The 19,248-nt window shown below is 35.9% G+C and carries 22 protein-coding genes; 10 read left to right on the top strand and 12 right to left on the bottom strand.

The window, feature by feature from the left end; translation table 11 throughout:
- Positions 1-174: 174 nt before the first annotated feature.
- Both BC6307_RS18470 and BC6307_RS18465 read left to right on the top strand, forming a co-directional pair.
- Positions 175-750, top strand: coding sequence for a superoxide dismutase family protein (locus BC6307_RS18470; RefSeq protein WP_066418919.1), 576 nt, complete (start codon positions 175-177; stop codon positions 748-750).
- Positions 751-1,063: 313 nt separating this feature from the next.
- Positions 1,064-1,669 carry a histidine phosphatase family protein gene (locus BC6307_RS18465; protein ID WP_066418916.1) on the top strand — a complete coding sequence of 202 codons (606 nt, stop codon included), beginning with the start codon at positions 1,064-1,066 and terminating at the stop codon, positions 1,667-1,669.
- Between the two features lie 45 nt (positions 1,670-1,714).
- Here the strand turns inward: BC6307_RS18465 and BC6307_RS18460 are convergent, their stop codons facing one another.
- Positions 1,715-2,881: a MalY/PatB family protein gene (locus tag BC6307_RS18460; protein ID WP_066418980.1), complete on the bottom strand. Its 1,167-nt coding sequence runs from the start codon at positions 2,879-2,881 to the stop codon at positions 1,715-1,717.
- 164 nt (positions 2,882-3,045) lie between these two features.
- Here BC6307_RS18460 and BC6307_RS18455 point away from each other — a divergent pair, with 164 nt between their 5' ends.
- Positions 3,046-4,479: a DDE-type integrase/transposase/recombinase gene (locus BC6307_RS18455; RefSeq protein ID WP_094366019.1), complete on the top strand. Its 1,434-nt coding sequence runs from the start codon at positions 3,046-3,048 to the stop codon at positions 4,477-4,479.
- Between the two features lie 346 nt (positions 4,480-4,825).
- Positions 4,826-5,086: a DUF1871 family protein gene (locus BC6307_RS18450; protein ID WP_270064881.1), complete on the top strand. Its 261-nt coding sequence runs from the start codon at positions 4,826-4,828 to the stop codon at positions 5,084-5,086.
- A 75-nt stretch (positions 5,087-5,161) separates the two neighbouring features.
- Here the strand turns inward: BC6307_RS18450 and BC6307_RS18445 are convergent, their stop codons facing one another.
- Complete coding sequence (locus tag BC6307_RS18445) at positions 5,162-5,995, bottom strand: alpha/beta fold hydrolase (protein ID WP_066422051.1); 834 nt, start codon at positions 5,993-5,995, stop codon at positions 5,162-5,164.
- Positions 5,996-6,760: 765 nt separating this feature from the next.
- Here BC6307_RS18445 and yugI point away from each other — a divergent pair.
- The gene (gene yugI, locus BC6307_RS18440; protein WP_066420848.1) at positions 6,761-7,165 is read left to right on the top strand and encodes a S1 domain-containing post-transcriptional regulator GSP13; all 405 of its coding nucleotides are present in this window, start codon (positions 6,761-6,763) and stop codon (positions 7,163-7,165) included.
- Between the two features lie 154 nt (positions 7,166-7,319).
- Here yugI and BC6307_RS18435 read toward each other — a convergent pair whose 3' ends face one another.
- Entirely contained in the window at positions 7,320-7,553 is a 234-nt protein-coding gene (locus tag BC6307_RS18435) for a DUF378 domain-containing protein (RefSeq protein WP_066420847.1), read from the bottom strand.
- A 160-nt stretch (positions 7,554-7,713) separates the two neighbouring features.
- Between BC6307_RS18435 and BC6307_RS18430 the strand changes: the two genes are divergently transcribed.
- Positions 7,714-8,877 (top strand): iron-containing alcohol dehydrogenase, encoded by a 1,164-nt coding sequence (locus BC6307_RS18430; protein ID WP_066420846.1) that lies wholly within the window; start codon positions 7,714-7,716, stop codon positions 8,875-8,877.
- Positions 8,878-8,921: 44 nt separating this feature from the next.
- Here BC6307_RS18430 and mnhG read toward each other — a convergent pair whose 3' ends face one another.
- The 7 genes from mnhG to BC6307_RS18395 are packed head-to-tail and all read right to left on the bottom strand — an operon-like array spanning position 8,922 to position 14,695.
- Positions 8,922-9,296: a monovalent cation/H(+) antiporter subunit G gene (gene mnhG / locus BC6307_RS18425; protein WP_066420844.1), complete on the bottom strand. Its 375-nt coding sequence runs from the start codon at positions 9,294-9,296 to the stop codon at positions 8,922-8,924.
- Positions 9,280-9,576 carry a Na(+)/H(+) antiporter subunit F1 gene (locus BC6307_RS18420; RefSeq protein WP_066420843.1) on the bottom strand — a complete coding sequence of 99 codons (297 nt, stop codon included), beginning with the start codon at positions 9,574-9,576 and terminating at the stop codon, positions 9,280-9,282. The genes mnhG and BC6307_RS18420 overlap by 17 nt, the downstream gene beginning before the upstream one ends.
- 1 nt (position 9,577) lies before the next feature.
- The gene (locus BC6307_RS18415; RefSeq protein WP_066420841.1) at positions 9,578-10,054 is read right to left on the bottom strand and encodes a Na+/H+ antiporter subunit E; all 477 of its coding nucleotides are present in this window, start codon (positions 10,052-10,054) and stop codon (positions 9,578-9,580) included.
- A gap of 5 nt (positions 10,055-10,059) precedes the next feature.
- The gene (locus BC6307_RS18410) at positions 10,060-11,541 is read right to left on the bottom strand and encodes a Na+/H+ antiporter subunit D (protein ID WP_066420839.1); all 1,482 of its coding nucleotides are present in this window, start codon (positions 11,539-11,541) and stop codon (positions 10,060-10,062) included.
- Entirely contained in the window at positions 11,534-11,872 is a 339-nt protein-coding gene (locus tag BC6307_RS18405; protein WP_066420838.1) for a Na(+)/H(+) antiporter subunit C, read from the bottom strand. The genes BC6307_RS18410 and BC6307_RS18405 overlap by 8 nt, the downstream gene beginning before the upstream one ends.
- Positions 11,872-12,294, bottom strand: a complete 423-nt coding sequence (locus BC6307_RS18400; protein WP_066420836.1) for a Na(+)/H(+) antiporter subunit B — start codon at positions 12,292-12,294, stop codon at positions 11,872-11,874. Before BC6307_RS18400 ends, BC6307_RS18405 begins: the two co-directional genes overlap by 1 nt.
- Positions 12,281-14,695 (bottom strand): Na+/H+ antiporter subunit A, encoded by a 2,415-nt coding sequence (locus BC6307_RS18395; protein ID WP_066420834.1) that lies wholly within the window; start codon positions 14,693-14,695, stop codon positions 12,281-12,283. The genes BC6307_RS18400 and BC6307_RS18395 overlap by 14 nt, the downstream gene beginning before the upstream one ends.
- Positions 14,696-14,953: 258 nt before the next feature.
- Here BC6307_RS18395 and BC6307_RS18390 point away from each other — a divergent pair, with 258 nt between their 5' ends.
- The 3 genes from BC6307_RS18390 (at position 14,954) to BC6307_RS18380 (ending at position 17,436) form a co-directional block, all read left to right on the top strand.
- On the top strand, positions 14,954-15,202 hold the full coding sequence (locus tag BC6307_RS18390; protein ID WP_066420833.1) for a hypothetical protein: 249 nt from the start codon (positions 14,954-14,956) through the stop codon (positions 15,200-15,202).
- Between the two features lie 315 nt (positions 15,203-15,517).
- Entirely contained in the window at positions 15,518-16,867 is a 1,350-nt protein-coding gene (locus tag BC6307_RS18385) for a glucose-6-phosphate isomerase (protein WP_066420831.1), read from the top strand.
- A gap of 155 nt (positions 16,868-17,022) precedes the next feature.
- Positions 17,023-17,436, top strand: a complete 414-nt coding sequence (locus tag BC6307_RS18380; RefSeq protein WP_066420830.1) for a YugN-like family protein — start codon at positions 17,023-17,025, stop codon at positions 17,434-17,436.
- 2 nt (positions 17,437-17,438) lie between these two features.
- On the opposite strand, the gene BC6307_RS18375 is transcribed toward BC6307_RS18380, so the two are convergent.
- Together BC6307_RS18375 and BC6307_RS18370 are read right to left on the bottom strand one after the other, a co-directional pair.
- Positions 17,439-18,449, bottom strand: a complete 1,011-nt coding sequence (locus BC6307_RS18375; protein ID WP_066420828.1) for a potassium channel family protein — start codon at positions 18,447-18,449, stop codon at positions 17,439-17,441.
- A gap of 5 nt (positions 18,450-18,454) precedes the next feature.
- The gene (locus BC6307_RS18370) at positions 18,455-18,697 is read right to left on the bottom strand and encodes an atypical membrane-integrating protein (Mistic protein) (protein WP_066420827.1); all 243 of its coding nucleotides are present in this window, start codon (positions 18,695-18,697) and stop codon (positions 18,455-18,457) included.
- A gap of 119 nt (positions 18,698-18,816) precedes the next feature.
- Here BC6307_RS18370 and BC6307_RS18365 point away from each other — a divergent pair, with 119 nt between their 5' ends.
- Positions 18,817-18,999 (top strand): H-type small acid-soluble spore protein, encoded by a 183-nt coding sequence (locus tag BC6307_RS18365; protein WP_066420826.1) that lies wholly within the window; start codon positions 18,817-18,819, stop codon positions 18,997-18,999.
- Positions 19,000-19,248: the final 249 nt, after the last annotated feature.

Genomic DNA, 19,248 nt, shown 5'->3' with positions numbered 1-19,248 from the left:
TGACTTTTTGGACCCTTTTTATTTTCATTGATTATTAATGTCTATATTCGAATGTTTCTCTTAAAGATGGAAAAACTACATATAAGATGAATGGTACTTAATTTTATAAAGGGCAATTGTTAAACGAGCAAAAACGTTAACAGAGTCTAGAAGTAAAATATTTTGGAGGCGTCTATGGGTAAAAAAGTCATAGGAATAGTTTTGTGTGTTTGTTTTCTATTAACAGGATGTTTAGAAGAAAATATTACAAGTATGGATGTCGAAATATTTAACGAAAATGGAGACAGTCTTGGTGTAGCGAAACTTACTGAACAACCTGATGGAGTGAAAATTGAACTGAATTTAGAAGGGCTACCGCCCGGAGAGCATGGTATACATATACACGAAGTAGGAAAATGTGACCCGCCAGATTATCAAACAGCTGGAAACCATTTTAATCCAGATGATAAAGAACATGGTTTAATGCATCCAGAAGGAGCTCATGCTGGAGATTTGCCGAACATTATAGTGGAGGATGATGGTACAGTAGTTGCAGAATTAATGGCTCCTGAACTGACATTTAAAGACGGTAAAACATCTATTTTCGGAAAAGAAGGGACTAGCATAATCATTACCGAAAACCGTGACGATGGAATGACACAACCAACGGGTGACTCTGGTGCAAGAATTGCTTGTGGTGTTATAACAAAAGAAGTTGCAAAAAAAGGTGAAAAAGTAGAAGAACCAGTTGACGAAGAAGAACAAGAATAATATCAAAACCGTAAAAGGGTTATCTTTTACGGTTTTTTTGTTCCTTAAAATGCCTGTCATAAAATTATTCAATTTCTATGCAGCACGTAAAATGGAAAGTTAACAAATACATACCAATACATGAATATAATGATTGCTACCTACATAAGTACAACTACACTATTCTTTTTTTGTAAGCGCTTTATTACGAAAATGTATCCTCCTTTCGGTTCAGACCAAAAGAAATATTTTAGAAATATTTTTGTAATACTATTGACATATTTATGTGTTTTGGGATAATTTTAAATTTACAGATAATAAGAGGGGGATCATCATGGAAATACTAATAATTCGTCATGGGCAATCTGAAGCTGACGTATTGAATGTTCATGAAGGTAGGGCTGATTATCCCTTAACTGATCTAGGAAGAGAACAGGCTAAGAAATTAGGTCAGTATTTAAATGAGTACTGTCCTCCTGACTTAATATGGTCTAGTACGTTAAAAAGAGCTTCAGAAACGGCACAAATTATCGCAACAGAAGTAAGTTGTATGATGAAATATGAAAAAAACTTAATGGAGTTTCATAACGGTGTATTAGCAGGTTTACCTCGTGAAGTTGCTGCAACCCGCTACCCAATACCACCTAGTGGAAGGAAGCCTCATGAAAGAATTGAGGGTGGAGAATCAGAAATTGAATTTAGAATGCGGTGTGAACAAGTACTTTCAAAAATATTAACGGAAAGTTATGCAGTAGCTAGAATTGCGATTGTATCACATGGTGGAACGATATCAAACATTTTGAAAAGCATACTTCAACTTCCTGTCAAATCTCACGTTTCTTTTCATACAGGTGATACCGGAGTGCATTTAGTGAAAATTGAAGGAGATAAAGTAGCTGTAAAGAAGTTGAATTATTTAGAACATTTGCAACGGACGTAAAAGCTTGAAAAATAATAGTCTTTTCAAGCTTTTATGCTCGTTTTTCTATTCGTTTGTTAGGGCCAACTTTAATCTTTTTAGTCCCTCATTTAACGTTTCTTTCGAACAGGCAACGTTCATACGAACAAAGCCTTCTGCTTCGGGCCCAAACTTTTTTCCGAAATCTAATGCAAGTTTTCCTCTATTTAGTAATGCATCTTTTAATTGTTCCTCATTTAGTTGAAGTTTCCGACAGTCAATCCATATTAAATAAGTTCCTTCTGGCTTAAAAGCAGTGACGTTCGGAACTTGTTCTTTAATAAAAGATACAGCCGTCTCTACATTATCTTCTATCAATTTTTTAACGTGAGAAAGCCATAAGGCACCTTTACTATACGCTGCTTCCATACCTATCATACCAAACGTGTTTATTGTAAAATGCCCTTGCCGTTCAAGGAATGCATCAATCTTTCTTTTCTTTGTATCATCGTGTGTAATGATAGCAGCTGCTTGTAACCCTGCAATGTTGAACGTTTTTGTAGGAGCGATACAAATAACGGATTGATTTGTAAATTCCTCAGAAATGGAAGCAAACGGTGTGTAAATGTTACCAAAAAGGGCTAAGTCTCCGTGGATTTCATCTGAAACGACGATTACATCATATTTTACGCATAATTCACCGATTTTATTTAGTTCTTCTTTTGACCAAACAGTCCCACCAGGATTGTGTGGATTGCAAAGTAAAAGTAACTTCACAGAATCTTTAAGTTTCTTCTCTAAATCTTCAAAATCTAAATAGTAACGTCCGTTTTCAAAGAGAAGGGGACTCGTAACTAATTGGCGATTATTCAATTGAATCATATTAAAAAAAGGGTAATAAACAGGTGAAAAGGTTAAAACTTTATCATTCTTTTCCGATAACGATTGAATGATCGCACTAAGCCCTGGGACGACCCCTGAAAGATACGTAACGGTATTAGAGTTGAAATGCCATTGATAGTTAGTACTATACCAACTTTGGATAGTCTCCGTCACAGTAGAAGGCACAGAAGTGTATCCGTAGACGCCGTGTTCTGCTCTTTTTATAATCGCATCTGTAACAGCTCTAGGTGCAGGGAAATCCATATCTGCCACCCACATCGGTAAACAATCATCTACGCCAAAAACTTCTTTCGTATAATCCCATTTTACACTTGCAGTATTTTTACGATTAACTTCTTTAAAGTTTTCCATACAATCCCCCTTTTGCTCCTTACCGTATTGTCAAAACTTTATATAAAAATAGGTTATTAAATCCTATGTTAGAGGGCTTTATAAGCAAAAAAATTGCCACCCCCTGAATTCTGTAGATAATTGAGGTTACCACAACACCCAATTCCAGAAAAGGAAGTGACAATTTGTACCCTCAAATTATAACCTATTTATTAACTTTTATAAACTATCAAGAACAAATTATTCGAACTTTGCTTACTCTATTGATTGGAAAAAGCATGTTCGATAAACCAAAAGAAGCTCCTGTTAATCAGCCTTATCGAAAGCTTCAAATTGATGATTTACCTATTATTGAAAAACTAGAAAGGCTCGATTATCAGCTTTTATTAGCGGAACACCTTCAATCCAAAGGGAAACCGTTAAAACCAGTACAGCGTCGAGCGAATTCTACGCCCGTACCGTCTACCTTATGTTGTCCTAAGTGTGGTGCTCCTTCTGCGTATTTGTACGCAAACAACGGAGGAAAAGGACAATATCAGTGTAAGGTGTGTGCGTGTGTTTTCAATAAAAAAAGTCATTATCAGAAAGAGGCCATTCTTAAGTGTCCTCACTGCCTTAAAACGCTTGAAAAAATTAAAGAACGAAAAGATTTTCACGTGTTTAAGTGCAAAAATGATATGTGTACCTATTATCAAAAAAACTTGAGCGCCATGACTAAAAAAGAGAAAAAACAGTTTAAAGAAGATCCACAATCGCTGAAAGTTCGCTACATTTACCGGAAGTTCCACATCGACTATCAACCGTTATCCAAACAATCACCAAAGCAGCCAAAAGTCGATTTATCAAGATTGTATGTTTCACCGCATACACTTGGGCTCATCTTGACGTACCATGTCAATTACGGATTATCGGCCCGTAAAACGGCAGCGATCATGAAGGATATTCACGGCGTGTCTGTCTCCCATCAAAGTATCCTAAACTACGAAAACAGCGTCGCATTATGGCTCAAGCCTTATATTGACTACTTTCCGTATGAGCTGTCGGATCAATTCTGTGGGGATGAAACGTACATCCGGGTCAACGGTCGTTGGCATTATCTGTTTTTCTTTTTTGATGCGGTCAAGAAAGTCATTCTTTCGTATCCAGTATCACCAAATCGCGACACCGCAACAGCGATACGAGCGATTGATGAAGTACTAGTGAAACTGAAAGTAATACCAGAAAACCTACAATTTGTAGTAGATGGTAACCCTATTTACTTGTTGGCACAGCATTTCTTCGCAGAGAACCACATATCGTTTGACGTAAAACAGGTCATCGGGCTAACAAATGAAGACGATGTCTCTAGAGAGTATCGACCTCTCAAGCAAATCATCGAGAGACTAAATCGCACGTTTAAAGGGAATTATCGATCGACGCACGGCTTTGGTTCTGAACAAGGATCTGTTTCTTTTGTGACATTGTTTGTGGCTTACTTTAACTTCTTGCGCCCACATTCTTCACTTGAAGGTAAAGTGCCAGTAACACTTCCAGAATTAGAAAAGCTACCAACCATGCCAGCGAGATGGACAGCCCTTATTGGATTAGCTCAAGACTGGATTCAACAACAGTCAGCCTAACTTTTGTTTAGCTGAGCCCTATTCAGCTATCGGCGAAGCGAACTCTTGACAAACCGAACTTACCAATGGTTTAAAATGGAAAAAGTCAAGGGTTTATTTAGCATGCCTTCTTTTGTTCCCTTCGCCCTTGATTGACCTCTGAATAAACCATTGGTGTGTTTGTCAAGAGCGATAGCGTGGCATTTCCACCTAATAAATGGTAGGTAGTATGAACCCGTGCTAGTTTTTCATAGAACTTTTGACACTACCCTCCTTACCACTTTCGTGTATTCTATTACTATTATATCTGGTATGTTGTTTATAATTAAACTGATAAGCTTTAGTATAGAAAGTTAGGTGACCTATTTTGAATGCAAATATACACCTCCAATTAATGGACGTTTTAATGAATTGGGACCCTCTACAATACGGTGAGGACGCATACGAAACAGAACGGGTTGATATTATTCAAGCTGTGCACGAACTCGAAGATATCATGCCTTTAGCGAAAAAAATTCAAGCCATAATTGAGTTTTCCTTTGAGGAAATAGTTCCGTTACAAAAATGTGTAAATATAGCGAACGAATTACTGTTAATTAAAAATAGTGATTCTTCCTGTTCCATATAAAAATGAGGAGAGTTATGTTCTCCTCATTTTTATTTCGCAAATCGTTATCAGACCTACTATTTGCTACGATCGTTTTTAGGATTGTGCAAATTCTAATATATTTTCTGTAACGTAGTCTGGTTTTTCTTCCGGAAGTAAATGACCAGTTTTTTTGTACGTTATAAGCTTTGAATTCGGTAAATCATTGCTTAATCGTACACCAATTGGAAGTGGAACCACTCGATCTTCTTCGCCCCAAATGAGTAAGTTGGGAGTTTCAATTCCTTTTAATTCTTCAGCTCCTAAATCCCCTTCTCGGTCACGAATCATTCTTGTCAGCGCTCGAAAAATATCGTCATTCGTAAACGGCTGTAAATATCCACTGACCATTTCATCGTCAACTAATGAGCGATCGTATACTACGTTATATAAATTTCCTAAAATACCTTTTCGACCTAACCAATATTTTACCCACATATGAAAAAACGGTATACGTGAACTAACTATTAGGGAGCTTGACATTCTTTTTTGATAGCCAGAGCTACATAACAGAATACATTTTTCCACTATATCGGGCTTTAGTTTACTCATATTTAGTGCAATTTGTCCTCCCATAGAATGGCCAACTACGATTGCTCGATGAAATGATAACGATTGAAGTAATTGGAGCACGAGTTTTGCCATGTTTTCATATGAGTATACAAAGGTTGTCTGCTTTCCACTTTTACCGAAAGGCGGTAAATCAACGGTCAAAACTGTATAATCCTTTTTTAATAAAGGGAATAATCTTCTATAACTAAAGGAAGAGGACAAAAAACCATGTATTAATACCATTACCGGTTTATTGGTTGCATCCTTGTTAGGATAAAGTTCGTAATATACGTCCACCCCTAATAGATTTTTAGTAAATGCTTTTCCTTTTCCAACCATTTGACAACACTCCAACATGTATTTATAAATATTTTTCCCAAAAGGAAGAAATGAATAACATAAAAATGCTGGGACAGATTAATGTGCTGGAATGAACAAAAGCGGAGGCGGCTCGTTCTGGCCCGACAAGAAAGGTGCGGCGCTGCAGGTGGACGCTCTTTGTCCACCGGAAGTGACTGACTTATGTCTCGAGGGCCAAGTCGCCGGAGCTGGACGTAGCAACACAAGGTAGTACACACAAGGTAGTAGTTATCCATAACTTTCCACTTGTATAATTTCCTAAACGAAAAAAAGGGCAAAATCCATAAAGGATTTTGCCTTATAACAAAGGGGGAATACTAGAAAGTCTTCATATTATAGTAATTCCCACCATTTTAGTTTTTAAACATTATTTTACGAAATTTCTTTACTTTAACTCAAAATGCAATATTTCTTTCGTTTTTGGAATACCAATTTTTTTAATTAAAGATAACAATTCTTCGTCCAATTCTAACTGGTTTTGAACACTTTCCATATTTACTTGTGAGAATTCAGAAGCGGGTATATCTAATACGGTGGAAAATCTTAGTGATGTTTGCACGTCTGGAGTTGTTAAGGAAAAAAGTTTGAAGTTTTTCTGATAAATAATGTATTCAAGGTAATGGAATAGCTAATTATGAGACAATCTAACAGTATAGTGAGTTCTTTTTGTATGTAAGCAAATTTTATGGTATAATGTTTTATTGCGTATAACTTGTAAAATAATAAAAATATAGGAGTGTTTATATGTCAGATAAAATTGAAGTAGGTACGGTTTTAAAAGGGAAGGTAACTGGAATTCAGCCTTATGGAGTTTTTGTAGCAATTAATGAAGAGACGCAAGGGTTAGTTCACATTTCAGAAATTACACATGGTTATGTGAAAGATATTAATGAGCATTTAACAAAAGGAGAAGAGGTTTCTGTAAAGGTTCTCTCTGTAGACGAGGGGAACGGGAAAATTAGCTTATCTATTAAAGCTACAGAAGAAGCACCGAAGCAGGCACCTGCAGCTCCTAAAAAGCCAAAAAAGCGTCAAGCTACAGCTACAGCAATTAAAACAGATGATAACTCACAAGGTTTCAACACGTTAAAAGATAAACTAGAAGAATGGATTGAACAATCTAAGCGTGAAGATTTAATTAAAAAATAAACTTCCACGACTGTACGTAAGTAAATAGTGGAAGAACGCTCCCCTAATAGAAAGTGTATTAGGGGACTTTTTGTATGAACAAAAAATATCCTCTACCTAAATATAGGAAGAGGATATTTTCAATTACAGTTGTATTAACTAAGTTGTCACGTGTTTATCGAGTAGTTCTAGGTTCAGCTTCTGTTTCGTAAGCTTCTGATGGTCTAAACAATAAGCCGAGATTAATTAATCCAGCAATACCAACTAGACCATAAATGATACGAGATAGAGCTGCATTTTGCCCTCCAAATATCGCTGCTACGAGGTCAAATCCGAAAAATCCGATTAGGCCCCAGTTAATAGCTCCGATGATCGTAAGAGCTAACGCAATACGTTGTATTGTGCTCATCACATTCCCTCCTTGAGAATATAAGTGCTTCTTCCCTATGTTTTGTTGAATTTTAAAATATTATTCACGCTTAAAAAAATATTCATGTATAAAAATGCCGTTTTCTTTACATCGTAGGAAAGGATAGTTCATAATCAATAAAAAAGGAGGTTTTTTACATATGAATAATTTTACTTTTTATAATCCGACTAGATTAATATTTGGCAAAGATGAGGTAGAAAATCTTGCTAATCATTTGCAAACGTACGGGAAAAATATCCTTCTTGTTTACGGTGGGGGAAGTATAAAGAAAAGTGGTTTGTATGACCAAGTAATTCAGCAACTTCAAAAGGCAAATGCTAACGTAACGGAATTAGCAGGGGTTGAACCTAACCCTAGGGTAGAAACAGTACGAAAAGGTGTTGCATTATGTAAAGAACATCAAATTGATTTCTTATTAGCCGTTGGTGGTGGAAGTGTTATCGATTGTACGAAAGCAATTGCCGCTGGTGCAAAATATGATGGCGATGTATGGGATATTGTCATAAAAAAAGCTCCAGTTCATGAAGCTTTACCGTTCGGTACTGTGTTAACATTAGCTGCAACTGGTTCTGAAATGAATTCTGGATCGGTTATTACGAACTGGGAAACGAAAGAAAAGCATGGCTGGGGTAGTCCTTTTACTTTCCCGCAGTTTTCTATATTAGATCCACAAAACACTGTAACAGTTCCAAAAAATCATACTGTATATGGAATCGTTGATATGATGTCGCACGTTTTTGAACAGTACTTCAACAATGCAACACATACACCACTTCAAGATAGAATGTGTGAAAGTGTGTTAAAAACCGTAATGGAAACAGCTCCGAAATTATTAGAGGATTTAACAAGCTATAAACATCGAGAAACAATACTTTATAGTGGAACGATTGCGTTAAATGGTATGTTGCAAATGGGGTACCGTGGAGATTGGGCTTCTCATGGAATCGAACATGCGATTTCAGCAATTTACGATATACCTCATGCTGGAGGATTAGCTATTATATTCCCTAACTGGATGAAGCACGTTCTAGATAGGAATGTTGCGAAATTTAAACAATTAGCGGTTCGAGTATTTGAAGTAGATGACACGGATAAGGACGATCGCGAAGTGGCGTTAGAAGGAATAGAACGTTTACGTCAATTTTGGAACTCATTAGGGGCTCCTTCTCGTTTAGCGGACTATAACATTGATGATTCCCAATTTGAACAAATGACCAGACATATCCTTGCAAATGGTCCTATCGGTAATTTTAAACCGCTGCATGAAGAAGATGTAACTTCTATATTAAAAGCATGTCTATAAAAAATAAAGGAGTAGCGTCTTATGAATCGCTACTCCTTCTTCATTTAACCTCTGACGCGTTTTAGCTGTGCTTCTTCTTGTTCTTTTTTATCACGTAAATCATCTTGGATTGATGTGTTTGAAAGCTTAACGTTCGTATAATACGCTGCTCTCGTCATTAGGTGAGCACCAACTGGAGCTGTTATGAATACGAAAATAATACCTAGTAAAAGTCGAGCACTAAAGTATTGACTATCCCACCAGAAGAAAAGCATAGCAGCAATAAGTACAAAAAGTACACCTAAGGTTGAGCTTTTGGATGCAGCATGATTTCGACAGTAAACATCTGGCAAACGAATAACTCCAACAGCTGCAGCAAGGCTCAGAAGAGATCCTAATATGACCAACCCACCAATAATATAACTAGTTGCTTCTGTCACGGTCAAAAATCTCCCCTTTCTGTAAAAACTTCGAGAATGCTACTGTTCCAACAAAGGCAATTATCCCAATTAATAAGATAACTTCTAAAAAAGCATCTGTCCTTAAAATAATAGATGTAATTGCTGTAATCCCAATTAAATTAATACCGATAGAGTCAAGCCCCATTACTCTGTCAGGAACAGAAGGACCTTTTATCACCCTGTATACGAGCCCTAAAGTAGAGATAGATAAAATGACGAGCCCAATTGTTAACATGATGTCTAATGGTGTATCAAACATTTTATCTAGTCACCTCCTTAATTACTCGTTCAAAATTATTTTTAATATCTTTAATCGTTGCATCAGCATCAGGAATATTCATCGCATGTATATATAGTATTTTATTATCATCGGAAATATCCATTACTAACGTACCTGGAGTTAGACTTATGAGAAGTGATAGTAATGTTATCTCCCATCTTGAATTCAAGTCAGTTGGCATAGCAAAAATACCTGGCTGTATGTTTAATTTAGGACGTAAAATATCTCGAATAACTTGAATGTTAGATAAAATTAGCTCACGGAAAAAGATTAGTAGAAGCTTAAATGCTGCCCAAACTCTTTCTACGTATAATCTACCAGGTAAAAATCTTCTCATCGCTAAAAGAATCATTATTCCCCAAAAATAACCGACGAAAAAGGTAGGAAACGTCCAATCAATTTTTAGGAACATCCATAAAAACGCAATCATTAGATTTATTAATATTTGAAAAGCCATAGAAACTACTCCTTTAATACTGCTTGAATATAAGCAGTAGGGTCTGCTAATGTTTCAGCTGCTTGCATAATATACGGGGTAACAACTTCTGCTCCCACTCCTAAAAAGACAGAAATGGCAATAAGAATAACAGAAGGATACACTAAACCTTTGATCGAACCCTTTTCTTCCTTTTCCGTTAGAACTTCTTCTCTAAAGAAACAATTTAAGAATATTTTCATAACGGAGTAAAGTACAAGTAAGCTAGAGAGTAACATAACAGCTACGAACCAATAATGCCCTTCACTTAAACCGGCTTGAGTTAGTAAAACTTTCCCTACGAAACCGCTTAGTGGTGGGATACCTGCAAGCGCTAAAGCAGCTAAGAAGAACATCCAACCTAGTAGTGGATGTCTTTTTATTAGTCCACCCATTTCTTTTATTTTATTGGTTCCAGTAATCGTAAACATTGCACCAGCTAGCAGGAATAATGCTCCTTTAATGACCATGTCATGAACTAAGTAGTAAATAGCTCCTGCATAGCCTATTTCTGTTGCGATAACAACACCAAACACAATTACTCCAATAGCGGTAACGATGTTGTAAATAATTATTTGTTTTACATCCGAATAAGCGACAGCACCAATAGCACCAATTAATATCGTAATGCCTGCGAGTACAGCGATTATTTGATGTGTTATTTGTGGCTCATGTGTGAAAATGACAGAGAACATACGGAAAATAGCGTATACTCCTACTTTCGTTAGCAGAGCCCCAAATAATGCTGTTACAGCATATGGAGGTGCTTTATAAGCCCCAGGTAACCAAAAGTATAGTGGAAAAATACCACCTTTTAATCCGAAAACAACCAGGAACAAGATCGCAATAACAGTTAATAACGGAGTTTGCCCATATTCTGCAACTCTAGCGCCTAAATCAGCCATGTTGAGAGTTCCAAGTACCGCATAAATGTAAGCTACCGAAATAACGAATAGTGCAGAAGAAATAACATTAATTAAAACATATTTTAATGTCTCGCGTAATTGTATTTTTGTTCCACCAATAACAATTAGCGCATACGAGGCCATTAAAAACACTTCAAAAAATACAAAAAGGTTAAATAAATCACCTGTTAAAAAGGCCCCCATGACACCAGTAATTAAAAACTGTGCAAAAGCATAGAAATAATGCTTTTCTCGATCTTCTCCAATAGATTTAAAAGCAAACAATATACATGTAAAACTAACAACAATTCCTGTTAAAACTAAAAGTGCACTGAACATATCCGCAACTAGCACTATTCCAAACGGAGGTTTCCAGCCACCAAGTTCTAACGTTTGAATGCCGTTATTAAATACTGTTTGAACGAGAACAATCGAACTAATTGTTGTAAGTGACAACGCAATCACACTTATCCATTTTTGAAAATGTAACTGCCTCGGGAAAAATAATAAAATCGTTCCAGCAAGCAGGGGGATAAGTATGGGTAATATAACAAGGTTACTCATTTTCATTTCCCCTTAATTTATCCATATCGTCTGTTTTCAGTTCTTGATAAGCTCTATAAGCAAGTACTAAGAAAAAGGCTGTAACTCCAAAGCTAATAACAATCGCTGTTAAAATAAGAGCTTGTGGAAGCGGATCTGTATAGCTATCCGCGTTTTGTCCTAACAGTGGAGCCGCCCCAGTTTTTAATCCACCCATTGTAAGAAGTAGAAGGTGAGCTCCATGTGATAATAGGGCAGTACCAAGAACTATTCGTAAAATACTTTTCGAAAGAATTAAATACGTAGCAGATGCCACTAAAATACCAGCAATTATAGTCATCAATATTTCCATTATTCGCTCTCTCCAATCGTTTGAATAATGGTCATTGCAACACCAACCACAATTAAATATACCCCAATATCAAAAATTGTAGATGTCGCAAGAGCAGTTTCCCCTAAAATAGGGAACGTTTCATAACCAAAAGTATGCGTTAGGAATGGCGCATTAAAGAACATGGCACCAACTCCTGTTAACACACAGATTAACAGCCCAATAGCTGAAACTGTCATAAAATTAATAGGAAAAACGGTTTTTACTGTTTTCATATCAAACGCTAGTAATAATAAAACAAGCGCAGCGGAAGTCATTAGTCCTCCAATAAATCCTCCACCTGGTGTGTAGTGACCAGCAAAGAAAATATAGATAGAGAAAGTAATGATAAGAAACGACAGTATCGTAGTGACCGTTTGAAGAATCAAATCATTTACCTTCACCCTCTACGCCTCCTTTCTTATCAGCTAGACGTAATTTAATCATCATATAAATTCCAAATGCAGCTATAACTAGTACCGTACCTTCAAATAAAGTATCGAAACCACGGAAGTCAACTAAAATGACGTTTACCATGTTTTTTCCACCTGCTTCTGTATAAGTAACCGCTTCGAAATAGCTAGAAATTGATTCGAATAAGCGACTACTATTAGCAGATATACCAATGATGATTACAATTAAACCTACTGCTACAGATATAATAAAATTTGTTAAACGGAAACGTAATCTTGTTATTTCTACTTTGAATTTTGGTAAATGGTAGAACACTAAAAGGTATAGTGCAACCGAAATCGTTTCAACTACTAACTGTGTTAATGCTAAATCTGGTGCGCGGAATAATACGAAAAATAAAGCTTGCGAATAACCTACAACTCCTAAAGAAATAATGGCAGTTAGTCTAGATTTGGATATTATTACTGTAAGAGTAGCTATTACCATTACAATGGCAAGAATTACTTCATAAAAACCAACATCCGCAGCATCAGCTGTATTAAATGTAAATACATCTAATTTTACAATTAGTGCCCCTAATAACAGCACCATAAAACCGAATATTATAATTAAATAATCACGCATAAACCCTGTCATATATGAATTCGTAAATTTGTTTGATCCACGCTCAAGAGCTACAATTCCACCGTCATAAAATCTATTTAGTGCTAAACGTTGCGGGAACCATTCGTAAATTTTCCCCCACTTTGCAACAGTTAAGTAAAGGAATGTTCCAAATGCAACAACACCAATTGTCATAAATAACTCTGGTGTCCATCCGTGCCAGAAATATATATTGATATCTTCAATTAAGAAGTAATCTGGAAGAATAGATGAAACTGCTGGACCGATTAAACTTGGTGATAGTAAGTTCGGGAAGAACCCAAAAATCACAACTAATGAAACAAGTATAATAGGTGAAATTAACATTCCAATTGGTGCTTCATGTGGTTTCACATCAAGCTTTTCTGGTTGATATTTACCAGTAAACGTTTTGAATACAAGGATCATACTGTAAACAAATGTAAAAATACTTGCTAGCCATGCAAATACTGGGAATAAAATTCCTAATGTGTCCATATTCCAAGCATCAATTTGTGTAGCATGTAACATACCTGTAAAGAACATTTCCTTACTCAAGAAACCGTTGAATGGTGGTAAACCAGCCATCGCAAAACTTCCTATTAAGGCAAGCGTAAACGAAATTGGCATGATATTCATTAACCCGCCAAGTTTCCGTATGTCACGTGTTCCTGTTTCATGATCAACAATACCAACAACCATAAACAAGCTACCTTTAAAGGTCGCATGGTTAATTAAATGGAACACTGCAGCCATCGTTGCAACGGTATAAATGTTGTCATCTAAATAGTCGTAATAAACAGCAGCACTACCGATACCTAACAACGACATAATTAACCCTAATTGACTTATCGTTGAGAAGGCTAATATACCTTTTAAATCTGTTTGCTTCACCGCGGAGAAGGAACCCCAGAAAAGGGTGATAAGGCCAAAAACTGATACGAGCCAGAACCATTCAGGAGCACCTGCAAAAATCGGGCTCATTCTTGCTACTAAATAAATACCAGCTTTAACCATCGTTGCGGAGTGTAAATAAGCACTAACAGGTGTTGGAGCTTCCATTGCATCCGGTAACCAAATATGGAATGGAAATTGTGCAGATTTAGTAAATGCGCCTAGCAATATTAAAATTAATGCTGGGATAAACAGTGCATCCGCAGTAACAATATCTACATTAGCAATAATTTCTCTAATGCTAAATGTGCCAGTCATGATGTATAGGAGCACAAAACCAGCTAACATAGCTAGACCACCGAAGACAGTAATTAGCATCGATTTTTGAGCACCATATCTTGATTTTTCTCGTTGATACCAATAGCTAATTAACAAGAAAGAAGAAAAGCTTGTTAATTCCCAGAACGAGTATAAAACAATCAAGTTATCTGATAAGACAACCCCGAGCATTGCGCCCATAAACATTAATAAATATACGTAAAACGTATTAAGTGCTTCTTTTTCTTTCGATAGGTAATAAATTGAATAAAGCACTACTAGTGCACCGATACCTGTAATCAGTAGGGCAAATAAAAGTCCTAAACCATCCAGGTATACAGTGAAATTGATTCCAAGTGAAGGAATCCAATTCATCGTACTAATGTATGTTTCCCCGTTCATCGAGCTTCGAATAAAGCCTATGAAGTAAATAAAAAGTAGGATAGGTAATATTAATACAAACCATCCTGTATGTATTTGGCGGAAGTACTTGTGTAAAAAGGGTACAAATATCGCCAATATTAATGGGGAAAGAATCACTAAGTGAATCAGTGACAAGATGTTAACCTCCTCTATTCTGTATAATATTTAACCTTCTTTATAAATTATAAAGAAGGTTATTTTTATTTAAGAATGATTACTATTAAGATTATATACTAAAATAAATTAGTGTGCATCCTAACTGCCTACTAGTATTAGCAACTTTTCCAAACTATATTAAATAAATAGAAACTAGGAAAAAATCACGAAAAAAATTTTTTTTTGAATAAAAAACGACAATTTTAGCCACGCTATTACTAGGGTGGTGGTAGGTTTATGGTAAAAAGAAAAGCTGCTGTTGCTCTATCCATCTTTTCTTCATTATTTGCAGGCGCATGGTGGCTCCATGTAGACACGAAAAAAGATTATACTAATCAGATGTACCAAAGCTATGACCCATCAGTAGTATTAGTGGGGAATAATCAAGATACGTATAATCAGATACAGCCGTTTAAACCCCGGGAGTATATTCGTGTTGTTGCAAAAAACAAAAAAGAAGAGCAAGAAGAAGTAGAACCAACATAAGGCGGTTATACAAAAAGTATAGCCGTCAAATTTATTCGTTTTGTTTAAATTTTTTCAAAATTGCGGTTATACATTAGTATAGCCGTTTTTTAAGGTAATACGTAAGAGAAATTATTTAAATATAATGTTGGTGTTTTCTTTCGTTGAATTTTTTTGAAATTATTACTATATTTGCACTTTTTCAATACCTTTTTGAACAAACATAAAACATTTTCTATGTATACGTTTTCAACTAGAGGTGAGTTCTTGAATTATTCACTTTCTTTCTGTAAAGTGAAAATTGGTATGGTCAATATGTTTTTAGGAGGCAAATAAATGGCACATATTAGCTTTGATTACAGTAAAGCTTTATCATTTTTCGGTGAACATGAAATTACATACTTAAGAGATGCGGTAAAAGTTGCTCACCATTCTTTACATGAAAAAACAGGAACAGGTAATGACTATTTAGGCTGGATTGACCTTCCTACTAATTATGATAAAGAGGAATTTTCTCGAATCGTAAAAAGTGCGGAAAAAATAAAAGAAGACTCTGACATACTTCTTGTAATTGGAATTGGTGGATCTTATTTAGGCGCACGCGCTGCAATTGAAATGTTAAACCATTCTTTTTACAATGCTTTAGCGAAAGAGCAACGTAAAACTCCACAAGTAGTTTTTGTCGGAAATAATATTAGCTCTACTTATATGAAAGACTTAATGGATTTATTAGATGGAAGAGATTTCTCTATTAACGTTATTTCAAAATCAGGTACAACAACGGAGCCGGCAATAGCGTTCCGTATTTTCCGTAAGCTATTAGAAGAGAAGTACGGAAAAGAAGAAGCGAAACACCGAATTTACGCGACTACTGATAAGGCGCGTGGGGCACTAAAAACGTTAGCAACAGAAGAGGGTTATGAAAGTTTCATCATTCCAGATGATGTTGGAGGACGTTATTCTGTTTTAACAGCAGTAGGTTTATTGCCAATTGCAGTAACTGGTGTAGATATTGAAGCAATGATGAAAGGTGCTGCAGATGCTAGCGAAGAATATGGTAAATCAGAGCTTGAAGAAAACGCAGCATATCAATATGCGGTAGTTCGTAATGTTTTATATAACAAAGGTAAAACAATTGAAATGTTAATTAACTATGAGCCAGGTCTGCAATATTTCTCTGAATGGTGGAAGCAATTGTTTGGAGAAAGTGAAGGGAAAGACCAAAAAGGAATCTTTCCTTCATCTGCTAATTTTTCCACAGACCTTCACTCATTAGGTCAATACGTACAAGAAGGACGTCGTGATCTTTTTGAAACAATTATAAAAGTTGAAAAACCACGTCATGAATTAACGATTGAAGAAGAAGCAGCTGATTTGGATGGGCTCAATTATTTAGCTGGCCAAACAGTTGATTTTGTTAATACAAAAGCTTTCGAAGGAACGATGCTTGCTCATACAGATGGAGGAGTTCCAAACCTAGTAGTAAACATCCCATCTATGGATGCATACACTTTTGGATATCTTGTTTATTTCTTTGAAAAAGCTTGTGCAATGAGTGGTTATTTACTTGGAGTAAATCCATTTGATCAACCTGGAGTGGAAGCATATAAAGTGAATATGTTTGCGCTACTAGGTAAACCAGGGTTTGAAGAAGTAAAAGCTGAGCTAGAAAAACGTTTGAAATAAGAACATTTTAGCAGAGCCAGCCCTAAGCGCTGGAGCTAGATAAACAAAAGCTACGACTATTTTATTTAGTCGTAGCTTTTTTTATAAACACTCTTGTACCTGCTGCATGACTATTTTTTTAAAGGGCAACCTACTTAATAAAGGGAGGTGTTGTCATGATTCCAATTCCTTCTAAAATTGAGGGGTTAGAAAATGAACTTTATCAATTTGAGCTACAGTTAAAAGAATTGAATTATGTTATTGGCGGAAATTGGGATTACGATCACGGCTATTTTGATTATAAAATTGATGACGAAGTAGGCTACCAATTTCTCCGTGTTCCTTTCCAGGCTGTAGATGGACAACTGGACTCACATGGAACAAAAGTGAAATTAGGACGTCCGTTTTTACTCTCTCATAAATATCAAATAGGAGTCGATGATGATCACGATTCAAATATAGGGAATTTCTCAGCATCATTCAACCAGTTCCAAGAACCACAAGATCCCGATGCACAGTTTCCTCAAAAGTACGTTGACCTTGGGAAAGCTCTTGTTCAAGAATTAGAAGCAGTATTAATTCCTTCTTAACTCTAGCTCTTAATAATAAGTAAACGATCATGTTCTTTAATTTCTGTTAAAAGAGGAGGATTTACTATCGTTTCTCCTCTTCTTTTAATTCCAATAACTAATTGATTTTGTACCAATAATTCATTAAGTAATTCTTGATAAGTTTTATACAAGTACTCTTCCTTTACATCAACAAATGTAAGCTTGCTTCCTTTTAATTGATCTAACAGCTTTAATAACGTATTAGACATTCCGTTTGACATAACACTATTTATTATGACGTAGCTAGAAAGCATATTTGTTTGGATGATTTCGTCAGCTCCAGCTCGATCTGCATTTTTGAGTTGAGCAGAAGTTAAAATTTCAACAATTGTGTATACGTTTGGGTTTAATCCTTTCACACTTAACAGAGTAATTATCGTGTTCATATCAGCTTGTGCTTCCTCTTTACTTTGATCTGCTGTAATAATAACAATTTTAGCTTTCGGAATATTAGCTTCCAGTAGTACATGATCAAATGTAGAATTACCTTTAATAAAATGAATAGGAATGTCTTGAATAGGTAATTCCTTTAAACTTTCATCAATTAATACGATAGACATAGGCTTGTTGACAATTTCTTTTAATTGCTCAAGTGTTTCACGAACTCTCTCATTCCAACCAATAATAACGATATGATCTTGACCTTGATATTTCACCTTACCCTCCAAAATCGCGTTTTGTATTTTTACAGTATTTGTAGCTAACATAACGAAATAAGTAGTGACAAAACCAGTTCCAATTAATATGAGCACAATCGCAATAATACGGCCAGTAATACTTACTGGAACAAAATCTCCATAACCAAGTGTAGCTGTAGTTACAATTGCCCACCAAACACCATCAAAGATTAACGGGAATTCCTCGGGCTCTACAAAATGAATGACCGTCCCAAACGAAATGTTTAATATAATAATGAGAAATAAAATGCGTAGTACTATAGGTGACTTTATCCATTGGAAATATATAGGAACACGATATTGCTTTTTTGCCAATGGTATTACTCCTGTTCTGTAATAAGCGATAGTACTTCTTTTACAATCGTATTAATTTTTTTCGTAATTGCTTCTTCTCCATATGTATCCATACCTGTTTGTATTAATTTCACAACTTCTTCGTCAAAAGTAATAATTTCTTTATCTTCTTCAGCTTCATTGTAAAGCTCGATAAACTTATCTAGACTTTCATTCATTTGATCTATCGCGTTACTTAATGTGGTTTTTTCGATATCGTTTAATTTCAACTTATTTCACCTCAAGTACTATTGTTGACAGAAAAGGGTAGAGAGTAAACGGTGTCGGTATAAAAATTACTTGTGAAGGAACAATAATTTAGAAAAGATGATTGTAGGAGGTAAGAGCAATGGATACGAGACGTGTTCGCCAAATTTTATCATCCCCTGCAGAGATTGATGTAAAGTATCATGGCACTTCTGTATGGATTGATGGATTAAGTGAAGATGGTAAAACTGCAACAGTGCATTTAAGAGGTCCAGGAGAAGAACGAACAACTGTTGACGTGTCTGAGTTAGTCGAAGAAGAGTAAATTTTATATAAAGGTTGTCAAGAAAAGTCCAATGGTGGACTTTTCTTTTTTTGGAGTCAGTTTGCCGTTACGCCTCCGCTTTTCATTGTCTAGCTCCGGTGGCTAGGTCCTGCTCAAACTTCACTTTTCCTCCGTACGATAAGTCAACATGGACTCACTCTCGTTCGTCGTGTTTCCTATATCTCCTGCGGAAAAGCTCCAGTTTGATTGGACCTAAACGAGCCATCTCCGCTTTTCTTTGTCTAGCTC

The organism is Sutcliffiella cohnii, from assembly GCF_002250055.1.
Classification (GTDB): domain Bacteria; phylum Bacillota; class Bacilli; order Bacillales; family Bacillaceae_I; genus Sutcliffiella; species Sutcliffiella cohnii.
This window is presented reverse-complemented; position numbering and strand designations above follow the sequence as displayed.

Bases quoted from the DNA above. Each gene is read 5' to 3' on its own strand.
- BC6307_RS18470 (WP_066418919.1), top strand. From the start codon at position 175: ATGGGTAAAAAAGTCATAGGAATAGTTTTGTGTGTTTGTTTTCTATTA.
- BC6307_RS18465 (WP_066418916.1), top strand. From the start codon at position 1,064: ATGGAAATACTAATAATTCGTCATGGGCAATCTGAAGCTGACGTATTG.
- BC6307_RS18460 (WP_066418980.1), bottom strand. From the start codon at position 2,881: ATGGAAAACTTTAAAGAAGTTAATCGTAAAAATACTGCAAGTGTAAAA.
- BC6307_RS18445 (WP_066422051.1), bottom strand. From the start codon at position 5,995: ATGGTTGGAAAAGGAAAAGCATTTACTAAAAATCTATTAGGGGTGGAC.
- yugI (WP_066420848.1), top strand. From the start codon at position 6,761: ATGTCAGATAAAATTGAAGTAGGTACGGTTTTAAAAGGGAAGGTAACT.
- BC6307_RS18435 (WP_066420847.1), bottom strand. From the start codon at position 7,553: ATGAGCACAATACAACGTATTGCGTTAGCTCTTACGATCATCGGAGCT.
- BC6307_RS18430 (WP_066420846.1), top strand. From the start codon at position 7,714: ATGAATAATTTTACTTTTTATAATCCGACTAGATTAATATTTGGCAAA.
- BC6307_RS18420 (WP_066420843.1), bottom strand. From the start codon at position 9,576: ATGTTTGATACACCATTAGACATCATGTTAACAATTGGGCTCGTCATT.
- BC6307_RS18415 (WP_066420841.1), bottom strand. From the start codon at position 10,054: ATGGCTTTTCAAATATTAATAAATCTAATGATTGCGTTTTTATGGATG.
- BC6307_RS18410 (WP_066420839.1), bottom strand. From the start codon at position 11,541: ATGAGTAACCTTGTTATATTACCCATACTTATCCCCCTGCTTGCTGGA.
- BC6307_RS18405 (WP_066420838.1), bottom strand. From the start codon at position 11,872: ATGGAAATATTGATGACTATAATTGCTGGTATTTTAGTGGCATCTGCT.
- BC6307_RS18390 (WP_066420833.1), top strand. From the start codon at position 14,954: ATGGTAAAAAGAAAAGCTGCTGTTGCTCTATCCATCTTTTCTTCATTA.
- BC6307_RS18385 (WP_066420831.1), top strand. From the start codon at position 15,518: ATGGCACATATTAGCTTTGATTACAGTAAAGCTTTATCATTTTTCGGT.
- BC6307_RS18380 (WP_066420830.1), top strand. From the start codon at position 17,023: ATGATTCCAATTCCTTCTAAAATTGAGGGGTTAGAAAATGAACTTTAT.
- BC6307_RS18365 (WP_066420826.1), top strand. From the start codon at position 18,817: ATGGATACGAGACGTGTTCGCCAAATTTTATCATCCCCTGCAGAGATT.